Annotated in this window: 16 protein-coding genes and 1 riboswitch; of the genes, 10 read left to right on the top strand and 6 right to left on the bottom strand. The window is 69.3% G+C overall.

What is annotated here, in order from left to right:
• Positions 1-90 precede the first annotated feature (90 nt).
• Entirely contained in the window at positions 91-1,182 is a 1,092-nt protein-coding gene (locus AB0C59_RS29480) for a metallophosphoesterase (RefSeq protein WP_363009932.1), read from the top strand.
• Positions 1,183-1,374: 192 nt separating this feature from the next.
• Entirely contained in the window at positions 1,375-2,244 is an 870-nt protein-coding gene (locus tag AB0C59_RS29475) for a hypothetical protein (protein ID WP_363009930.1), read from the top strand.
• Positions 2,245-2,349: 105 nt separating this feature from the next.
• On the opposite strand, the gene thiC is transcribed toward AB0C59_RS29475, so the two are convergent.
• Positions 2,350-4,152: a phosphomethylpyrimidine synthase ThiC gene (gene thiC, locus AB0C59_RS29470; protein ID WP_363009928.1), complete on the bottom strand. Its 1,803-nt coding sequence runs from the start codon at positions 4,150-4,152 to the stop codon at positions 2,350-2,352.
• Positions 4,145-4,301, bottom strand: a riboswitch (TPP riboswitch). It overlaps the preceding gene by 8 nt.
• Before the next feature lie 71 nt (positions 4,302-4,372).
• Between thiC and AB0C59_RS29465 the strand changes: the two genes are divergently transcribed.
• Positions 4,373-5,797, top strand: coding sequence for a YibE/F family protein (locus tag AB0C59_RS29465; RefSeq protein ID WP_363009926.1), 1,425 nt, complete (start codon positions 4,373-4,375; stop codon positions 5,795-5,797).
• Between the two features lie 105 nt (positions 5,798-5,902).
• Here AB0C59_RS29465 and AB0C59_RS29460 read toward each other — a convergent pair whose 3' ends face one another.
• The 4 genes from AB0C59_RS29460 to AB0C59_RS29445 form a co-directional block, all read right to left on the bottom strand.
• Entirely contained in the window at positions 5,903-6,340 is a 438-nt protein-coding gene (locus AB0C59_RS29460) for an SsgA family sporulation/cell division regulator (RefSeq protein ID WP_363009925.1), read from the bottom strand.
• A gap of 99 nt (positions 6,341-6,439) precedes the next feature.
• A complete protein-coding gene (locus AB0C59_RS29455) occupies positions 6,440-7,240 on the bottom strand; it encodes a helix-turn-helix domain-containing protein (protein WP_363010024.1) in 801 nt (266 codons plus the stop codon).
• 293 nt (positions 7,241-7,533) lie between these two features.
• Entirely contained in the window at positions 7,534-7,746 is a 213-nt protein-coding gene (locus AB0C59_RS29450; protein ID WP_363009923.1) for a DUF5326 family protein, read from the bottom strand.
• Between the two features lie 165 nt (positions 7,747-7,911).
• Positions 7,912-8,229 carry a cupin domain-containing protein gene (locus tag AB0C59_RS29445; RefSeq protein WP_363009921.1) on the bottom strand — a complete coding sequence of 106 codons (318 nt, stop codon included), beginning with the start codon at positions 8,227-8,229 and terminating at the stop codon, positions 7,912-7,914.
• A 59-nt stretch (positions 8,230-8,288) separates the two neighbouring features.
• On the opposite strand from AB0C59_RS29445, the gene AB0C59_RS29440 reads away from it, so the two are divergent.
• The 6 genes from AB0C59_RS29440 to AB0C59_RS29415 all read left to right on the top strand — a co-directional run bounded on the left by AB0C59_RS29440 (position 8,289) and on the right by AB0C59_RS29415 (position 13,108).
• On the top strand, positions 8,289-8,666 hold the full coding sequence (locus tag AB0C59_RS29440) for a phage holin family protein (RefSeq protein WP_363009919.1): 378 nt from the start codon (positions 8,289-8,291) through the stop codon (positions 8,664-8,666).
• An 8-nt stretch (positions 8,667-8,674) separates the two neighbouring features.
• Positions 8,675-9,166, top strand: a complete 492-nt coding sequence (locus AB0C59_RS29435; RefSeq protein WP_363009918.1) for a low molecular weight protein-tyrosine-phosphatase — start codon at positions 8,675-8,677, stop codon at positions 9,164-9,166.
• Positions 9,163-10,356 (top strand): cystathionine gamma-lyase, encoded by a 1,194-nt coding sequence (locus AB0C59_RS29430; RefSeq protein WP_363009916.1) that lies wholly within the window; start codon positions 9,163-9,165, stop codon positions 10,354-10,356. Before AB0C59_RS29435 ends, AB0C59_RS29430 begins: the two co-directional genes overlap by 4 nt.
• 232 nt (positions 10,357-10,588) lie before the next feature.
• Positions 10,589-11,497: a LysR family transcriptional regulator gene (locus AB0C59_RS29425; RefSeq protein WP_363009914.1), complete on the top strand. Its 909-nt coding sequence runs from the start codon at positions 10,589-10,591 to the stop codon at positions 11,495-11,497.
• Between the two features lie 93 nt (positions 11,498-11,590).
• Positions 11,591-12,073 (top strand): NUDIX hydrolase, encoded by a 483-nt coding sequence (locus AB0C59_RS29420; protein WP_363009912.1) that lies wholly within the window; start codon positions 11,591-11,593, stop codon positions 12,071-12,073.
• A 165-nt stretch (positions 12,074-12,238) separates the two neighbouring features.
• Positions 12,239-13,108 carry a GNAT family N-acetyltransferase gene (locus AB0C59_RS29415; protein ID WP_363009910.1) on the top strand — a complete coding sequence of 290 codons (870 nt, stop codon included), beginning with the start codon at positions 12,239-12,241 and terminating at the stop codon, positions 13,106-13,108.
• Positions 13,109-13,192: 84 nt separating this feature from the next.
• On the opposite strand, the gene AB0C59_RS29410 is transcribed toward AB0C59_RS29415, so the two are convergent.
• A complete protein-coding gene (locus AB0C59_RS29410) occupies positions 13,193-14,410 on the bottom strand; it encodes an MFS transporter (protein ID WP_363009908.1) in 1,218 nt (405 codons plus the stop codon).
• A gap of 142 nt (positions 14,411-14,552) precedes the next feature.
• Here AB0C59_RS29410 and AB0C59_RS29405 point away from each other — a divergent pair, with 142 nt between their 5' ends.
• Positions 14,553-15,011 carry a MarR family transcriptional regulator gene (locus tag AB0C59_RS29405; protein WP_363009906.1) on the top strand — a complete coding sequence of 153 codons (459 nt, stop codon included), beginning with the start codon at positions 14,553-14,555 and terminating at the stop codon, positions 15,009-15,011.
• Positions 15,012-15,102: the final 91 nt, after the last annotated feature.

Here is a 15,102-nt window from a genome sequence, read left to right as displayed (position 1 = left end):
CGCATTCCTATGATGGGCCCACGACACCGCGGGCCGCTGCGACCAGGCAGTCCGATCCGGTGCAGATGCGGCGCGATGGTGGAGGGGTCGATGACTCAGGGGGCCGGCCAGGGACCCGCGGCGGAGCGGACGACAACGCTGCGCGATTTCCGGGTACCCGCGTACGTCCACGAGCCGGACCCGTACGCGCAGAGCACGCCTCCCGACGCCGTGCCTCCCGACGCCGAGCCCGAGGACTACCCCGGCGGCTATCCGGACGCCTACACGCCCACCGAGCGGGACCTCCCGATCATCGACCGCGGCGACACCGTCCAGGTGGCCGTCGACCCCGTCGCCGTGCCCACCCCGCCGCCCGGCGAGGGACCTGGACCGCTGTTCGTGGTCGGGGACGTGCACGGCTACCTCGACGAGCTCATGGCGGCGCTCCAGGAGAAGGGCCTCATCGACGCGGCGGGGAACTGGTCGGCGGGGACGGCGCGCCTGTGGTTCCTGGGCGACTTCACCGACCGCGGCCCCGACGGGATCGGCGTCATCGAACTCGTCATGCGGCTGTCCGCCGAGGCCGCCGCGGCCGGTGGCTACTGCAAGGCGCTCATGGGCAACCACGAGCTGCTGCTGATCGGCGCCAAGCGGTTCGGGGACACCCCCGTCAACTCGGGGGCGGGCACCGCCACCTTCCAGGCGGGATGGCTGCTCAACGGCGGCCAGAAGACGGACATGGACCGCCTGCAGGATCATCATCTGCAGTGGATGGCCCGTCTGGACGCGATCGAGGAGTGCGACGGCCATCTGCTGGTGCACTCCGACACGACCGCCTACCTCGACTACGGCGACTCCATCGAAGCCGTGAACGACACCATCCGCGAGACGCTCACGCGCAACGACGCGGACGAGGTGTGGGACCTGTTCCGCAAGTTCACCAAGCGCTTCTCCTTCCGCGACGAGGGCGGCGCCGACGCGGTGCGCTCCCTGCTGGACACCTATGGCGGTAACCGCATCGTCCACGGCCACAGCCCGATTCCGTATCTGCTGGGCGACGTCGGTTCGGAGGAGGGCGAGGACGGCACCGGTCCCGCGGTCGAAGGCCCCCATGTCTACGCGGACGGCCTGGCCATCGCGATGGACGGCGGAGTGACGATGGCCGGCAAACTGCTCGTCCAGCAACTTCCCCTGGCCGACTAGGGTTTCCCGCTCCCGGCGCTCCCGCGGGCGGAACCGGCGGAGGAGTGGTCGCCCGAGGCCAATTTCCGCGAATCCCCTGTCACCGCGTGCCGCCGCCGCTCTACCATCGGATTATCCGTAGCAGGCTCCCCTCCGTTTCTGCCCGCCGGCTCGTCAGCATGCCCAGCCCCACGCCCTACGGAGCATCGGGGGATGCACATGAACAGCGTTCCGCAGCACCTGCCGAGCGAGGATCGCCAGGACTACGAGCGGATCCTCGATGAGGCGCTGCGCTCCGCGCCGCACCGGCCGGACCTGACGGCTGTGGGCCACCGCCTCAACCCGGAACAACTGCGCACCATGGCGCTGAACGCCACGGCCCTCATCGCCTCGGCGGCCGCCACCGAGTACGCCCACTACGTGCGGGTCCGCGGGGAACTGCGCCGTCCCGCCCACGACACCCGCACCGTCGGCGACCCTGCCGCCGCCGACGCCGTGGAGCCGGAGATGGACCCCCTGGGGCTCGCCGCCACCGTGGGGGAGGCCACATCGAGCGCCGGGCCCGGTGCCGTCGCGGCGGTGCTCGCGCCCTTCCTGGCCGGTGCCGCGGCAGCGATCTTCCTGCTGGTGGGATACACCCTCAGGGCCGTCGATCCCGACCAGGCGTTCGCACGGACCCTGCTGACCACCGGATGGATCTTCGGCGCGGTGACCGCGGCCACGATCCTGATCGCCGCGGCCGGTCTCCTGATCACCGCCCTGCGCAACGGCACCCCGGCCGAGGCCACGAGTGCCAGGGAGGCGCTGGTGGCGGAGACGGCCCTGGCCAGAGAGGCCTGGCACAAGGCTCTTCTGGAACGGGGCATCCTGCCGTTCCTGCGGGAGGCACTGGCCGAGCCGGGCACGACCGCGATGAGCCGTACGCCGCCGGGGACGACGCCCCACCGTATGCCGAACCTCGGCTACGGACGCCCGGGGTTCACCAGCCCCGAGAGCGGCTCCGGCACAAGCACACGCCCCAGTTACACCAGCCCCGACTTCACCAGCCCGGATTTCGGAGGCCCCGACCACCGACCGGAGTAGAGGCGGCGGTCAAGGGGCCTCGGGCGAGCGCGGGGCGCGGCCCCGGGAAGGCTGTTCCTGCCGTCCCCGGCGCGGCGCCCCTGACCGGCCCGCCGGCGCGAGGAGTCAGTCGGCGAGGGGGAGGTAGACCCGGTTGCCGTGCTCCGCGAACTCCTCGGACTTGGCCTTCATCCCCTGGAGGGCGGCCTCGTCGTATTCCGGTTCGGGCGCCCCCTGGCCGTACTTCTCGGCGATGCTCCGACTGATCTTCATCGAGCAGAACTTCGGCCCGCACATCGAGCAGAAGTGGGCGGTCTTGGCGGGCTCCGCCGGAAGCGTCTCGTCGTGGAAGGCACGAGCCGTGTCCGGATCGAGGGCCAGGTTGAACTGGTCCTCCCAGCGGAACTCGAAGCGCGCGTCGGACAGGGCGTCGTCCCACTCCTGTGCGCCGGGGTGCCCCTTGGCCAGGTCGGCCGCGTGAGCGGCGATCTTGTAGGTGATGACCCCGGTCTTGACGTCATCGCGGTTGGGCAGGCCCAGATGCTCCTTGGGCGTGACGTAGCAGAGCATGGCCGTGCCCCACCAGGCGATCATCGCGGCGCCGATGCCCGAGGTGATGTGGTCGTACGCCGGCGCGACGTCCGTCGTCAGCGGCCCGAGGGTGTAGAACGGCGCCTCGTCGCAGATCTCCTGCTGAAGGTCGATGTTCTCCTTGATCTTGTGCATCGGGACATGGCCCGGACCCTCGATCATGGTCTGCACGCCGAAGCGCTTCGCGACCCGGTTGAGTTCTCCGAGGGTGCGCAGCTCCGCGAACTGCGCCTCGTCGTTGGCGTCCGCGATCGAGCCCGGCCGCAGGCCGTCGCCCAGCGAGTACGTGACGTCGTAGGCCGCCAGGATCTCGCACAGCTCCTCGAAGTTCTCGTACAGGAACGACTCCTCGTGGTGCGCCAGACACCACGCCGCCATGATCGAGCCGCCTCGCGACACGATGCCGGTCTTCCGGCCCGCGGTGAGCGGCACGAACGGCAGTCGCACTCCGGCGTGCACCGTCATGTAGTCGACGCCCTGCTCGGCCTGCTCGATGACCGTGTCCTTGTAGATCTCCCAGGACAGTTCCTCGGCCTTCCCGTCGACCTTCTCCAGGGCCTGGTAGAGCGGCACCGTGCCGATGGGCACGGGGGAGTTGCGCAGCACCCACTCCCGGGTGGTGTGGATGTTGCGGCCGGTGGACAGATCCATGACCGTGTCGGCCCCCCAGCGGGTGGCCCAGGTCATCTTCTCGACCTCCTCCTCGATGGAGGAGGTCACCGCGGAGTTGCCGATGTTGGCGTTGACCTTCACCAGGAACCGCTTGCCGATGATCATCGGCTCGATCTCCGGGTGGTTGACGTTGGCCGGCAGAACCGCCCTGCCCGCCGCTATCTCCTCGCGCACGACCTCGGGCGCCACGTTCTCGCGGACCGCCACGAACTCCATCTCTGGCGTGATCTCACCGCGCCGCGCATACGCGAGCTGGGTGACGGGCGCCCCGGTGCGAGCGCGGCGCGGCTGACGCGGGCGCCCGGGGAACACCGCGTCGAGATTGCGCAGTCCACCGCGCGGCGAGGTGTGTTTGAGTCCGTCGTCCTCGGGGCGGGCAGGACGTCCCGCGTACTCCTCGGTGTCGCCCCGGGCGATGATCCAGTTCTCCCGCAGCGGCGCCAGTCCTCGGCGGACGTCCGTCGCGACCAGCGGATCGGTGTACGGGCCGGAGGTGTCGTACAGCGTGACCGACTGCCCGTTGGTGAGGTGCACTCGGCGGATGGGCACGCGCAGATCGGGGCGCGAGCCCCCGGCATACGCCTTGTGCCAGCCGATGGCCCCGTCGTCCACCGGGGACTGTGCGTCCTGGTGGAGGGCAGGCGTGCGTGCATCCTTGTTGGTCATGAGACCTACTCCCTACGCCGGCATTACCCGGTAACAGGTTCAGCGGTCGACGCAGCGGTGTCCGCCGGCGATGTTCCACGTGAAACATCGCCGTATGCGGAGGTCAGCGCCCTCTCAGCCCGGTGCTCCGAGCTCCCGCGTGTGCAAAGGTTCTCTCACGCTAGCGTCTCTTTACGGAGGCTGACCAGTAGGCCTTGGGCCTTCTTGCGATGATGCGTCGGTGACCAGGACCCAGCCCCCGCCCTTCTCCCCCTCCTCCGAGCCGTCCAGCCACCATGGCCGCGGCGTCGGCGACGGGCACGGTCACTCCCACAGTCACGCTCACGGCCCGGCCGCTCCTGTCTCCCGGCAGCTGCGCAAGGTCATCGCCGCGATCCTCATACCGTTCACCGCGGCGGTCGTGGCCGGTCTCGTGGTGCTGTGGCCCGGAGGCGTGCCGTCGCACCAGCGCAGTGGTCTCGGTTTCGACCGGCAGACGCAACAGGCGACGGTCACCCGGGTCGTGGAGGTGGACTGCGCGTCGGTGAACGCCTCGGGGGGCGGCACCCCGATCGGGGACACCTCCACCGGCGGCGGAACCTCCGGACCGCAGAAGGCGGGTGGCACCTGCAAGAAGGCGACGGTCAGGGTCGACACCGGCAAGGACAAGGGCCGTACCTTCACGGAGATCGTCCAGCCGGACCAGTCACGGCAGTTGAGGCAGGGCGAGAAGGTGGTGGCCGCGTACGAGCCCTCCGCGCCCCGGGAACTGCAGTACTCGGTCACCGATGTGAACCGGACGTTCCCCATGGCACTGCTCGCCGGGATCTTCGCCGTCGCCGTGGTGATCGTGGGGCGCCTGCGCGGTGTCATGGCGCTCGTCGCCCTGGCCGTGAGCTTTCTGCTCCTCAGCCTCTTCATCCTGCCGGCGATCCTCCAAGGATCGAACCCGCTGCTCGTGGCCGTGGTCGGATCGAGCGCCATCATGCTGATCGCCCTCTACATGTGCCACGGGCTCTCGGCACGCACCTCGGTCGCGGTGCTGGGCACCCTCGTCTCCCTTTCCCTCATCGGTCTGCTGGGCTCCGAGTTCATCGACTGGGCCGCACTGACCGGGAACACGGACGACAGCACCGGGCTGATCCATGGCCTGTTCCCGCACATCGACATGAGCGGCCTGCTGCTCGCGGGAGTCATCATCGGTTCGCTGGGCGTGCTCGACGACGTGACCGTGACCCAGACATCGGCGGTCTGGGAGCTGCACGAGGCCAACCCGTCCCTGGGCTGGCGCGAGCTGTACCGAGCGGGCATCCGTATCGGCCGCGATCACATCGCGTCGGTCGTCAACACGCTCGTCCTGGCGTACGCGGGTGCCGCACTGCCCCTGCTGCTTCTCTTCTCGATCGCGCAGAGCGGCGTGAGCACGGTCGCCACCAGCGAGCTGGTGGCCGAGGAGATCGTCCGCACGCTCGTGGGGTCGATCGGGCTCGTGGCCTCCGTTCCGGTCACCACCGTGCTCGCGGCCCTGGTGGTCTCCGCCGACCGCCCGGCGAGGACCGCCGCCGCGGACGGCACCACCGGCACCCCCCGAAGCGGCCCCGGACCTGCCGGCCCCGTGCCCCTGCCGACGGCCCGCACGGGGCGGGGCCGACGCCGTAAGCGCTGAGCGCCACAGGCCGCCCGCGCCGCTCCGAGAGCGAGCGAAGAACCGTTACGGCACCAGATCCGCGTCGCTCCCGTACAGGAGCCCGTCACCGCGCCTCACAGGGCTTCACCCGGCGCTCTGCTCTTCCGCCAGGATCCGGTCGAGGGCCTCGTCCAGATGCGTGTCGAAGTCGGCGAGGGAACCCTCCTGCCCAAGCGGCACCAGCTTGTCCGTACGGTCGAGGAACGCCACCAGCGGCACCGCCCCGGACTTGAACAGTGCCCGGTCCGCGCCCACCTGGAGCCGGATCAGCACATCGCCGAACGTGTCCGGTTCGGCCGGCGCGATGTGCACATCGCCCTCGCCGCAGGGCCTGCCGACCCCGTCAACCAGCAGCTCGCGTCCGAACGCCCAGGTCACGGGGGCGTCGCCGGGCAGATGGAAAGTCAGCCGTACGGCATACGGATCACAGGTCTCGTAGCGCAGCTCCACCGGAATGCGGAACGAGAGCTCCTCCGACACGAGAAAACTCATCATGACCTCTGCCTGCACCGACTCGCGCATCGCCTACCCCGTCAGTAGCCGTCGACTGGCCAGGATTGATCCCCTGACACCTGTTGGAAGTTTGCTGAACGTGCATGGCAGATCACAAGGAGTGAGTTTTCAGATGCTGATAGAGAGAGTGAGTGTCCCTAGCAGCTTTCCGATCTCCGCCTGGAGCCGACGGACCGCGGGCATCAGCCGGTCCGCCTGATGGGCCGGCAGCGAGAAGGCCACCGTGGCGGCCGTCGCCCCGACGGTGATGGGCACGGCCGCGCAGACCGCCCCGAGCGCGTACTCCTGACGCTCGACGACGGGTTCCATCCGGCCCAGGCGTTCCAGTCTTCGCAGCAGAGCGCGCTCGTCGCGCACGGTGTAGGGCGTGAGCGACTGCACGGGACAGCGGGCCAGATGGTCCCGGCGCGCCTCCTCGCCGAGCTGGGACAGCAGGCACTGGCCGACGGCGTGCGCGTGGGCGGTCTCGCGGAAGTCGGCCCATTCCTCCACCGCGGGGTTGCTCGGGGTGTCGGCGACGCTGAGCACATCGACCTCACCCTCGCGATAGACGGCGTAGTACACCGGAGCGCTGATCGAATCACGCCATTGTGCGAGCGCGTCGTCCATCATGCTGCGACGTTTCTGCTTGGCCGCGCTCCCCCCGAGCTGCTCGGCGGCCTCTCCCAGGAAGAAGAGGCCCTTCTCCCGGCGCAGATAGCCTTCATGGGTCAGCGTGCGCAGCAGGTGGTACGCCGTGGGCAGCGCCAGGCCGACCTCGCGGGCCAGCTGCTTGGCCGGGGCCCCGTACTCGTGGTCGGCCACCGCCTCCAGCAGCCGCATCGCCCGCTGCACGGACCCGATGAGTGTGGTGGACTGCGGCGGCCCGGGCGCGAGGTGCGCCTCCGCCGGTGAAGCGCGCCGCTGCAGGGGCGGGGCGGGTACGTCTGCGCGTGCGATGCCGACCGTGGCCAAGGATCACTCCCGGAGCGCGAGGGTGGCCTCCCGTGCGGGGACACGGGAGGGGATGCGCCGCGCGCGGGGCCTGCCGCGCGTCGAACTCCGGACTCTAACGGTCGGCCGCGGTCGGTCGACTGCCTCAGCGCGGAAACTTCCCTCGCCCGAGGGAACCCCCCGTTTCTGTTACCGCCAGCGTGTTTTAGACCGATCGGCCCTTCCCAGTGCCTGGCACACGCGTACGCCGTCCACAGGACCCGGGCGGCTCACCAGTCGCCGCGCGACGTCGATCCCGTGATGAACTTCCGCACGACGTAGATCAGTCCACCGACCAGTGCGACGAAGAGCAGCACCTTGAACAGCAGCCCGATGACGAACCCGACGACGGTAGCGATCACGCTTCCGAAGACGAACAGGGCGATGACCGGCACCGCGACCCACTTCACCCACCACGGCAAACCCGCGAAGATCTCTCGCATCGCCTTGTCCTTGTCTCTCCGCCCCCTGCCCCGCGCCTGTCGCGGTGGCACTGCTTCCGGGGTTTCTCGTTCTGCTTCGATGCTAGGGCCGCCGGAGGGGCACTCCCACAGTTCGCGCCCCCCGTCCTCCCCTGATCGTCCCCCTAGAAAACCCTGAGACGGGCGTCAGCTCTCGGGCGGAGAGAACACCACCAGAACCCTCAGGTCCTCGGTGATGTGATGGAACTTGTGCGCGACGCCCGCCGGCACGTAGACGACGCTGCCGCGCGCGATCTGGGTGGTCTCCGTGCCCACGGTGATCGAGGCCCGCCCGCTGACGACGAAGTACACCTCGTCCTGCTGGTGCGGCTTCTGCGGGTCGGGAGCCCCGGCGTCGAGCGCGTACAGGCCGACCGACATGTTCCGCTCCCGCAGGAACTGCAGATAGGCACCGTCGTTGGCCGCGCGCTCGGCTTCCAGTTCATCCAGCCGGAATGCCTTCATCGAAGTTGCCCGTCCTCGCTCTGTTCTCGCCGGTGATCGCGTCTGCCACGATCAGACACATGAAGAATTTCGTAGTCAAGACGCTCGCCAACGCGGGGGCCCTGGCCGTCGCCGTATGGATCCTGGACAAGATCACTCTCACCGGTGCGGGCACCGGCAAGAAGATCGGCACACTGATAGTCGTGGCGCTGCTCTTCGGCCTGGTGAACTTCCTGGTCAAGCCGATCGTGAAGGTGCTGACCTTCCCGCTGTTCATCCTGACACTGGGCCTGATCACCCTGGTCGTCAACGCCCTCATGCTGCTGCTCACCTCATGGCTGGCGGGCAAGCTGGATCTGAGCTTCCATGTCGAGGGCTTCTGGACCGCGGTCCTCGGCGGTCTGATCGTCTCGATCGTCTCCTGGGCACTGCACATCGTGCTGCCCGACGAGGACTGAGAGCGTCCATGACCTACCGAGTCTGTTTCGTCTGCACCGGGAACATCTGCCGCTCCCCGACGGCCGAGGCCGTCTTCCACGCGCGCGTCGAGGAAGCCGGCCTCGACGGCCTGGTCGAGGTGGACAGCGCGGGCACCGGCGGCTGGCACGAGGGGGAGGGCGCCGATCCGCGCACCGCCCGCACCCTGGAGGAGCACGGCTACGAGAGTGATCACACCGCCCGGCAGTTCCAGACCTCCTGGTTCTCCCGCCTCGACCTGGTGATCGCACTCGACTCCGGCCATCTCAAGGCCCTGCGCCGTATCGCGCCCACCCCCGAGGACGCGGCGAAGGTGCGCCTGCTGCGCTCCTACGATCCCGCCGCGGACGACGACCTCGACGTACCCGACCCCTACTACGGGAGGCGGGACGGCTTCGAGACGGTCCTTGAGATGGTGGAAGCGGCGAGCACGGGGCTGCTCGCGGCCGTGCGGGAGCAGGTGGAAGGACGGACGGCATGACGTCAGGGGACGACAGGTCGAAGGGCGCCGCGGGGGACACCGCCGGCGCCTTCGGCGGATCCGGTGCGGAACACGGCGACGGCACGCGCGCGGTACGGGCCGGGCTTCCCGAGCCGGTCACGTACGAGCCGACCCTGCCGGGACCCGTTTTCGCCGCACATTTCCATCTGCCCGGTGAACCGACCGGCCCGTACACCTACGGGCGGGACGACAACCCCACCTGGACCCATCTGGAACGCGCGATCGGCGAGCTGGAGGCCCCCGGCGCGGACGACGTGGAGACGGCCGCCTTCGCCTCCGGCATGGCCGCGATCTCGGCGGTCCTGTTCTCCCAGCTGCGTACCGGCGACACCGTGGTGCTGCCGTCGGACGGCTATCAGGCGCTGCCTCTGGTGCGCGAGCAGCTGACCGCCTACGGCATCGACGTACGCACCGCGCCCACGGGCGGGGACGCCCAGCTCGATGTTCTCGCCGGTGTGAAGCTCCTGTGGATCGAGACCCCGTCGAACCCGGGCCTGGACGTCTGCGACATTCGGCGGCTCACCGAGGCGGCGCACGCGCGGGGCACTCTGGTCGCCGTCGACAACACGCTGGCGACGCCGCTCGGCCAGCGCCCCCTGGACCTGGGCGCCGACTTCTCCGTGGCCAGCGGCACCAAGATGCTCACGGGGCACGGCGATCTGCTGCTCGGCTACGTCACCTCGCGCGACGCCGCCCTGATGGCCTCGGTGCGACGCTGGCGCAAGATCGTGGGAGCGATCCCGGGTCCCCTGGAGGCATGGCTCGCCCACCGCTCCCTGGCCACGCTCCAGCTGCGGGCCGACCGGCAGAGCGCGGGGGCGCTCGCTGTGGCTCATGCGTTGCGCGACCGCTCCGAGGTGTCCGGGGTGCGCTATCCGGGCCTGCCCGAGGATCCCTCGCACCCGATCGCACGGCGGCAGATGCGGCGCTTCGGTTGCGTGGTGTCGTTCTCCCTGCCGACCCGCTCGCACGCCGACCGCTTTCTGAGCGCCTTGCGCATCGTCGACCAGGCGACGAGTTTCGGAAGTGTGCGCTCCACCGCCGAGCGGCGGGGGCGCTGGGGCGGCGACGCGGTCCCGGAGGGCTTCATCCGCTTCTCCGTGGGCGCCGAGGACCCGGAGGACCTGGTGGCCGATGTGCTGCGCGCACTCGACGAGTCGGCCGAGTGAGCGGGTTACGGGCCTACCGCCCGGATGCCTTCCGTACGACGGACGGTCCGAACCTCCCCCCTCGTGGCTCGGACCGTCCCGGTTCTCCGCGGGAAGAACCGCGCCCACAAGGCTAGTTGACTCTGTGTCAGAGTCCAATCACAGTAGCGACAGCGACCTATCGACTTATTTATAGTTGGTCACTGCCGGCCTGCGGAGAGAGCGCGAAGACGGGGGGAGGGAGACGACGGGCATGGACCTGGCCCTGCTGCGCACCTTCGTGACGGTGCACCGTGCCGGATCCTTCACACGGGCCGCCGCACTGCTCGGCCTCTCCCAGCCGGCGGTCACGTCCCAGATCCGCACCCTGGAACGCCAGCTGGGCCGTCCCCTCTTCCTGCGCCAGGCCCGTGGGGTGACTCCCACGACGATCGGCGATGAACTTGCCCACAAGGCCGCGCCCCATCTCGACGCCCTGGTGGAGATCGCCGAGACCGGTCACGACGAGTACCCGTCCCCCCGTACGCTCCATCTCGCCGGACCGCCGGAGTTCATCTCCGAGCGGGCCCTACCGGTCCTGGCGGAGCTGACGGACGACGACGGTCAGGGACTCGACCTGCGCGCGTCCTTCGGGAACGCCGAGGAGGCTCTGGAGGGGCTGGCCGCCGGGCACCACGACCTCGCCATCACCACGACCCGGCCGCGTGGTGCACTCCTCACGGCGACCCCGCTGTGCGACGAAGAACATGTCCTGGTCGCGGCGCCCCGCTGGGCACCCCGCGATCCCGGGATCAGGAAGCTGCTCGGGGCGACGGTGAACGCGCTGGCGAACGTCCCGGTGGTCGAGGTGCATGAATCTCTGCCGTTCGTCTCGCGCTACTGGGCATCCGTCTTCGATTCCCGCCCCGCCACCTCGGGCACCGTGATCGTCCCCGATCTACGGGCGGTCCTCGCCTGCACCACCAAGGGTGCCGGACTCGCCGTGCTGCCGCGCTACCTGTGCGCTCCGGCACTGGAGCGGGGCGACATCGTGACCCTCTACGAACCGCTGATTCCTCCTCTGCGGACCTACTTCCTCGCCGTACGGACCGGGACACTGGCCATGCCCCACATCGCTCGGGCACACGCATGGCTACTGCGGTCGGCGGCGATCTGGGGCTGACCCACTGGCTTGGCCCGCGCGATTCACCCCGAATGAGGCTCCGTGCGGGGCGTGGGATGTTTCACGTGGAACATGCTGGGCCACATTCTCCCCATGACCGTTCGCCCTGTGGTCAAACGCACCGCCCGCGCCATCCTGCTCGACGGGGACGACCTCGTTCTGATCAAGCGCACCAAGCCCGGCGTCGATCCCTACTGGGTGACGCCAGGGGGTGGGGTCGAGCCATCCGACACGACCGTCATCGACGCGCTCCACCGCGAGGTACATGAGGAGCTCGGCGCCAAGATCACGGATGTGGTGCCCTGCTTCGTGGACACGGTCGAGCACATCGGGGAGGACGGGGGCGCGACCGGGGTGAAGGTCCAGCATTTCTTCGTCTGCCGCCTGGAGTCCATGGATGAGAGCCTGCGCCATGGGCCGGAGGTCGAACAGCCAGCGGGCGAGTACCAGATCGTCCGGGTTCCCTTCACCAGAGTCGGCATCGCCTCCGTCCACCTTGTACCGCTGTCGCTGAGGCACTATCTCGACGGCAACATCGAGGGCGTGCGAGCCATGCACGCACCCGATCTGGGGTGACTCCCCGGCGCGGCGCGTAGGCGACCGGTCGCGATCGGGTCGGCACTGTTTCACGTGAAACATACGGCCCTGTCTTGCACGGTCGTGGGTGGCGGGGCGAAAAGCCGCCGTGTTCCCTCCCAAACCGGTGGACACCACCAGCTCAGGTCGGACAGCCTGACCTGCGTGTCGACACCTCTTCTCGCCGATCTGCCCATTCGCCGTCTGACGCATCGCGATCTCAGCGCCTGCGCCGACCTGTGCGAGGACCGAGGTTGGCCCCGGGAAGAGCACAAGTGGGGGCTCCTCCTCACCGCGGGGAGGGGCTACGGCATCGACGCCCCCGACGGAGGTCTCCTCGCCGCGTGCGTCGTGACGGAGTACGGCTCCCCCCAGCGGCCCGATCTGTGCGCCATCGGCATGGTGCTCGTCGCCGAACGGCATGCTCGCCAAGGAGTCGGTCGTCGGCTGATGCGGCATGTGGTGACGGAAACAGGCACCACGACACCGCTCACGCTCTACGCGACCCCCCATGGGCGCCCTCTCTACGAGGAGCTCGGTTTCAAGGTCACCGGCAGCTCCGACATGCTGAGCGGACACTTCACCGCCCTGGGGCCCCCGCCGGCCGTCGCCACCCGTCCGGCCACGGGAGAGGACCTGGCCTCGCTCGTCCGGTTCGACAGGGAGGCGTTCGGCGTCGACCGCACCCACATGATCACGCGGCTGCCCGCCTTCTCGGACCAGCTGCGGGTCGCGGAGGAGGCAGGGAAGATCACCGGCTACGTGGCCGCCTGGCCCAACATGGACACCCATGTCGTGGGCCCGCTGGTCGCCCGCGACACCGAGACGGCCAAGGCGCTCGTGGCCTCGGTCGCCGCCCGCACCGACCGGCCGCTGCGCACCGACATCGACGTACGGCACGAGGACCTGCTGACGTGGTTGAAGGAGCGCGGGCTCGCCTCCGTCGCCTCCAACTCGATCATGACGTACGGCATCCCCGAGCTCCCGGGCGACTGGACCCGGCGCTTCGCCCCCCTGACCGTGGCGGCCGGCTGAGCCCAGCCGTGACCCCGTGCGGCGCCACGTGGGTCTCCGGGCATGCGGAGACCCACGTGGCGCGCTCTGTGCGGGATGCCTGGCTCAGTGGTGGACGGGGGCGTGCTCGCGTTCGCCGGGTACGGCGGCAGCCCCTGCCACAACGGCACCGGAGGCCGTCTCGCGGTGCTCCAGAGCGGCCGAGACGAAGGCCAGCACCAGGGCGGACACCGCTAGGAGCGCACCCACCCAGTTGGGCGCCGTGTAGCCGAGGCCGGCCGCGATCACGATGCCGCCGAGCCAGGCGGACAACGCGTTGCCGAGGTTGAAGGCGCCGATGTTCACGGCGGAGGCAAGGGTCGGGGCGCCATGGGCGTGGTCCAGGACCCGCTTCTGCAACGGGGGCACCGTGGCGAAGCCGAGGGCTCCGATCAGCACGAGAGTGATCGCCGCGAGAACCTTGTGGTGAGCGGTCACGGTGAACAGGGTCAGGACGATCGCCAAGCCGCCGAGCGACACGTACAGCATCGGCATCAGGGCACGGTCGGCGTACCGGCCTCCGATGAGGTTGCCGCCGACCATCCCGAGGCCGAAGAGGATCAGCAGCCAGGTGACCGAGCCCTCGGAGTAGCCGGCGACGTGGGTCATCATCGGTGCGATGTAGGTGATGGCCGCGAACACACCGCCGAAGCCGAGGACGGTCATCGCCATGGCGAGCAGCACCTGCGCGTTCTTGAAGACGGCCAGCTCATGGCGCAGATGGACGCCTTCCGGCTTGGGCATGTCGGGCACGAGCCGTGCGATGCCGAGCAGCCCGATGACACCGAGTGCGGCCACGAGCGAGAAGGTGACGCGCCAGCCCGCGGACTGTCCGACAAGGGTGCCGAGCGGAACCCCGATGACGTTGGCGACGGTCAGGCCGCTGAACATCATGGCGATGGCTCCGGCCTTCTTCTCCGGGGCCACCAGCTCCGAGGCGACCACGGAGCCGATGCCGAAGAAGGCGCCGTGGGCCAGGGAGGCGACCACGCGTCCCACCAGCATCAGGCCGAAGACCGGAGCGACCGCGGAGATCAGGTTGCCGAGGATGAACAGGCCCATCAGGAACATCAGCATCCGCTTGCGGGACACCTTGGTGCCGAGCGCGGTCATGATCGGGGCACCGAACACCACGCCCAGGGCGTAGCCCGTGACCAGGAGCCCGGCGGTGGGGATGGAGACCCCGAAGTCGTCGGCGACCTGGGGCAGCACACCCATGATCACGAACTCCGTGGTGCCCACTCCGAAGGCCCCGATCGCGAGGGCCAGAAGCGCGAGAGGCATAAGACAGCAGACCTTCCAAGCGATTGCATGAGCTTGTTGTACGCCATCACAATAATTGCAGACGCTCGATATATGCAAGCGCTGGCTATTGCGCTGGTGCTCTATCCTGAAGGGGAGCCGCTCCGGAACGGAGGAGAACGCCATGACAGCGACGGATCCCGCGCTCACCGCCCTTGCCCAGGGCTGGTGTGCGCTGTCCCTGCTGCACGGGAGGATCGAGGCCCGCGTCGAGCGCGCCTTGCAGGCGCAGCACGGGCTGAGCGTGCGGGAGTACGGGCTGCTGGACGTCCTCAGTCGCCAGCACAACGGCGAGGGGGGCCATCTTCAGATGAAGCAGGTCGCCGACGCCGTGGTCCTCAGTCAGAGCGCGACCACCCGGCTCGTCACACGGCTGGAGGATCGCGGCCTGCTCTCGCGCTATCTGTGCCCGACGGACCGCCGGGGTATCTACACCAACGTCACCGACGCCGGCCTTGAGCTTCTGGAAGCGGCCCGTCCCACCAATGACGCCGCGCTGCGCGAGGCACTCGACGAGGCGGCGAAGAACCCGGAGCTGGCTCCGCTGGTCCACACCCTGTCCTCGTTGAACGTTCCTGTCTGATCGACGGCATGAGTCGGGGGCTCTGTTTCACGTGAAACAGAGCCCCCGTGCCGCTGTGACGGCCGCCACGTGGGCCACTACGTGATCGTCT

The organism is Streptomyces sp. NPDC048664, from assembly GCF_040650555.1.
Taxonomy (GTDB): Bacteria; Actinomycetota; Actinomycetes; order Streptomycetales; family Streptomycetaceae; genus Streptomyces.
Note: the sequence above shows the minus strand (reverse complement) of the source record. Positions and strands in the feature narration are given on the sequence as shown.

What these genes read in the sequence shown, in the direction of transcription:
- AB0C59_RS29430 (WP_363009916.1), top strand. Translation starts at nt 9,163, where the DNA reads ATGACGTCAGGGGACGACAGGTCGAAGGGCGCCGCGGGGGACACCGCC.
- AB0C59_RS29475 (WP_363009930.1), top strand. Translation starts at nt 1,375, where the DNA reads ATGCACATGAACAGCGTTCCGCAGCACCTGCCGAGCGAGGATCGCCAG.
- AB0C59_RS29440 (WP_363009919.1), top strand. Translation starts at nt 8,289, where the DNA reads ATGAAGAATTTCGTAGTCAAGACGCTCGCCAACGCGGGGGCCCTGGCC.
- AB0C59_RS29450 (WP_363009923.1), bottom strand. Translation starts at nt 7,746, where the DNA reads ATGCGAGAGATCTTCGCGGGTTTGCCGTGGTGGGTGAAGTGGGTCGCG.
- thiC (WP_363009928.1), bottom strand. Translation starts at nt 4,152, where the DNA reads ATGACCAACAAGGATGCACGCACGCCTGCCCTCCACCAGGACGCACAG.
- AB0C59_RS29460 (WP_363009925.1), bottom strand. Translation starts at nt 6,340, where the DNA reads ATGCGCGAGTCGGTGCAGGCAGAGGTCATGATGAGTTTTCTCGTGTCG.
- AB0C59_RS29410 (WP_363009908.1), bottom strand. Translation starts at nt 14,410, where the DNA reads ATGCCTCTCGCGCTTCTGGCCCTCGCGATCGGGGCCTTCGGAGTGGGC.
- AB0C59_RS29480 (WP_363009932.1), top strand. Translation starts at nt 91, where the DNA reads ATGACTCAGGGGGCCGGCCAGGGACCCGCGGCGGAGCGGACGACAACG.
- AB0C59_RS29420 (WP_363009912.1), top strand. Translation starts at nt 11,591, where the DNA reads ATGACCGTTCGCCCTGTGGTCAAACGCACCGCCCGCGCCATCCTGCTC.
- AB0C59_RS29445 (WP_363009921.1), bottom strand. Translation starts at nt 8,229, where the DNA reads ATGAAGGCATTCCGGCTGGATGAACTGGAAGCCGAGCGCGCGGCCAAC.
- AB0C59_RS29425 (WP_363009914.1), top strand. Translation starts at nt 10,589, where the DNA reads ATGGACCTGGCCCTGCTGCGCACCTTCGTGACGGTGCACCGTGCCGGA.
- AB0C59_RS29405 (WP_363009906.1), top strand. Translation starts at nt 14,553, where the DNA reads ATGACAGCGACGGATCCCGCGCTCACCGCCCTTGCCCAGGGCTGGTGT.
- AB0C59_RS29435 (WP_363009918.1), top strand. Translation starts at nt 8,675, where the DNA reads ATGACCTACCGAGTCTGTTTCGTCTGCACCGGGAACATCTGCCGCTCC.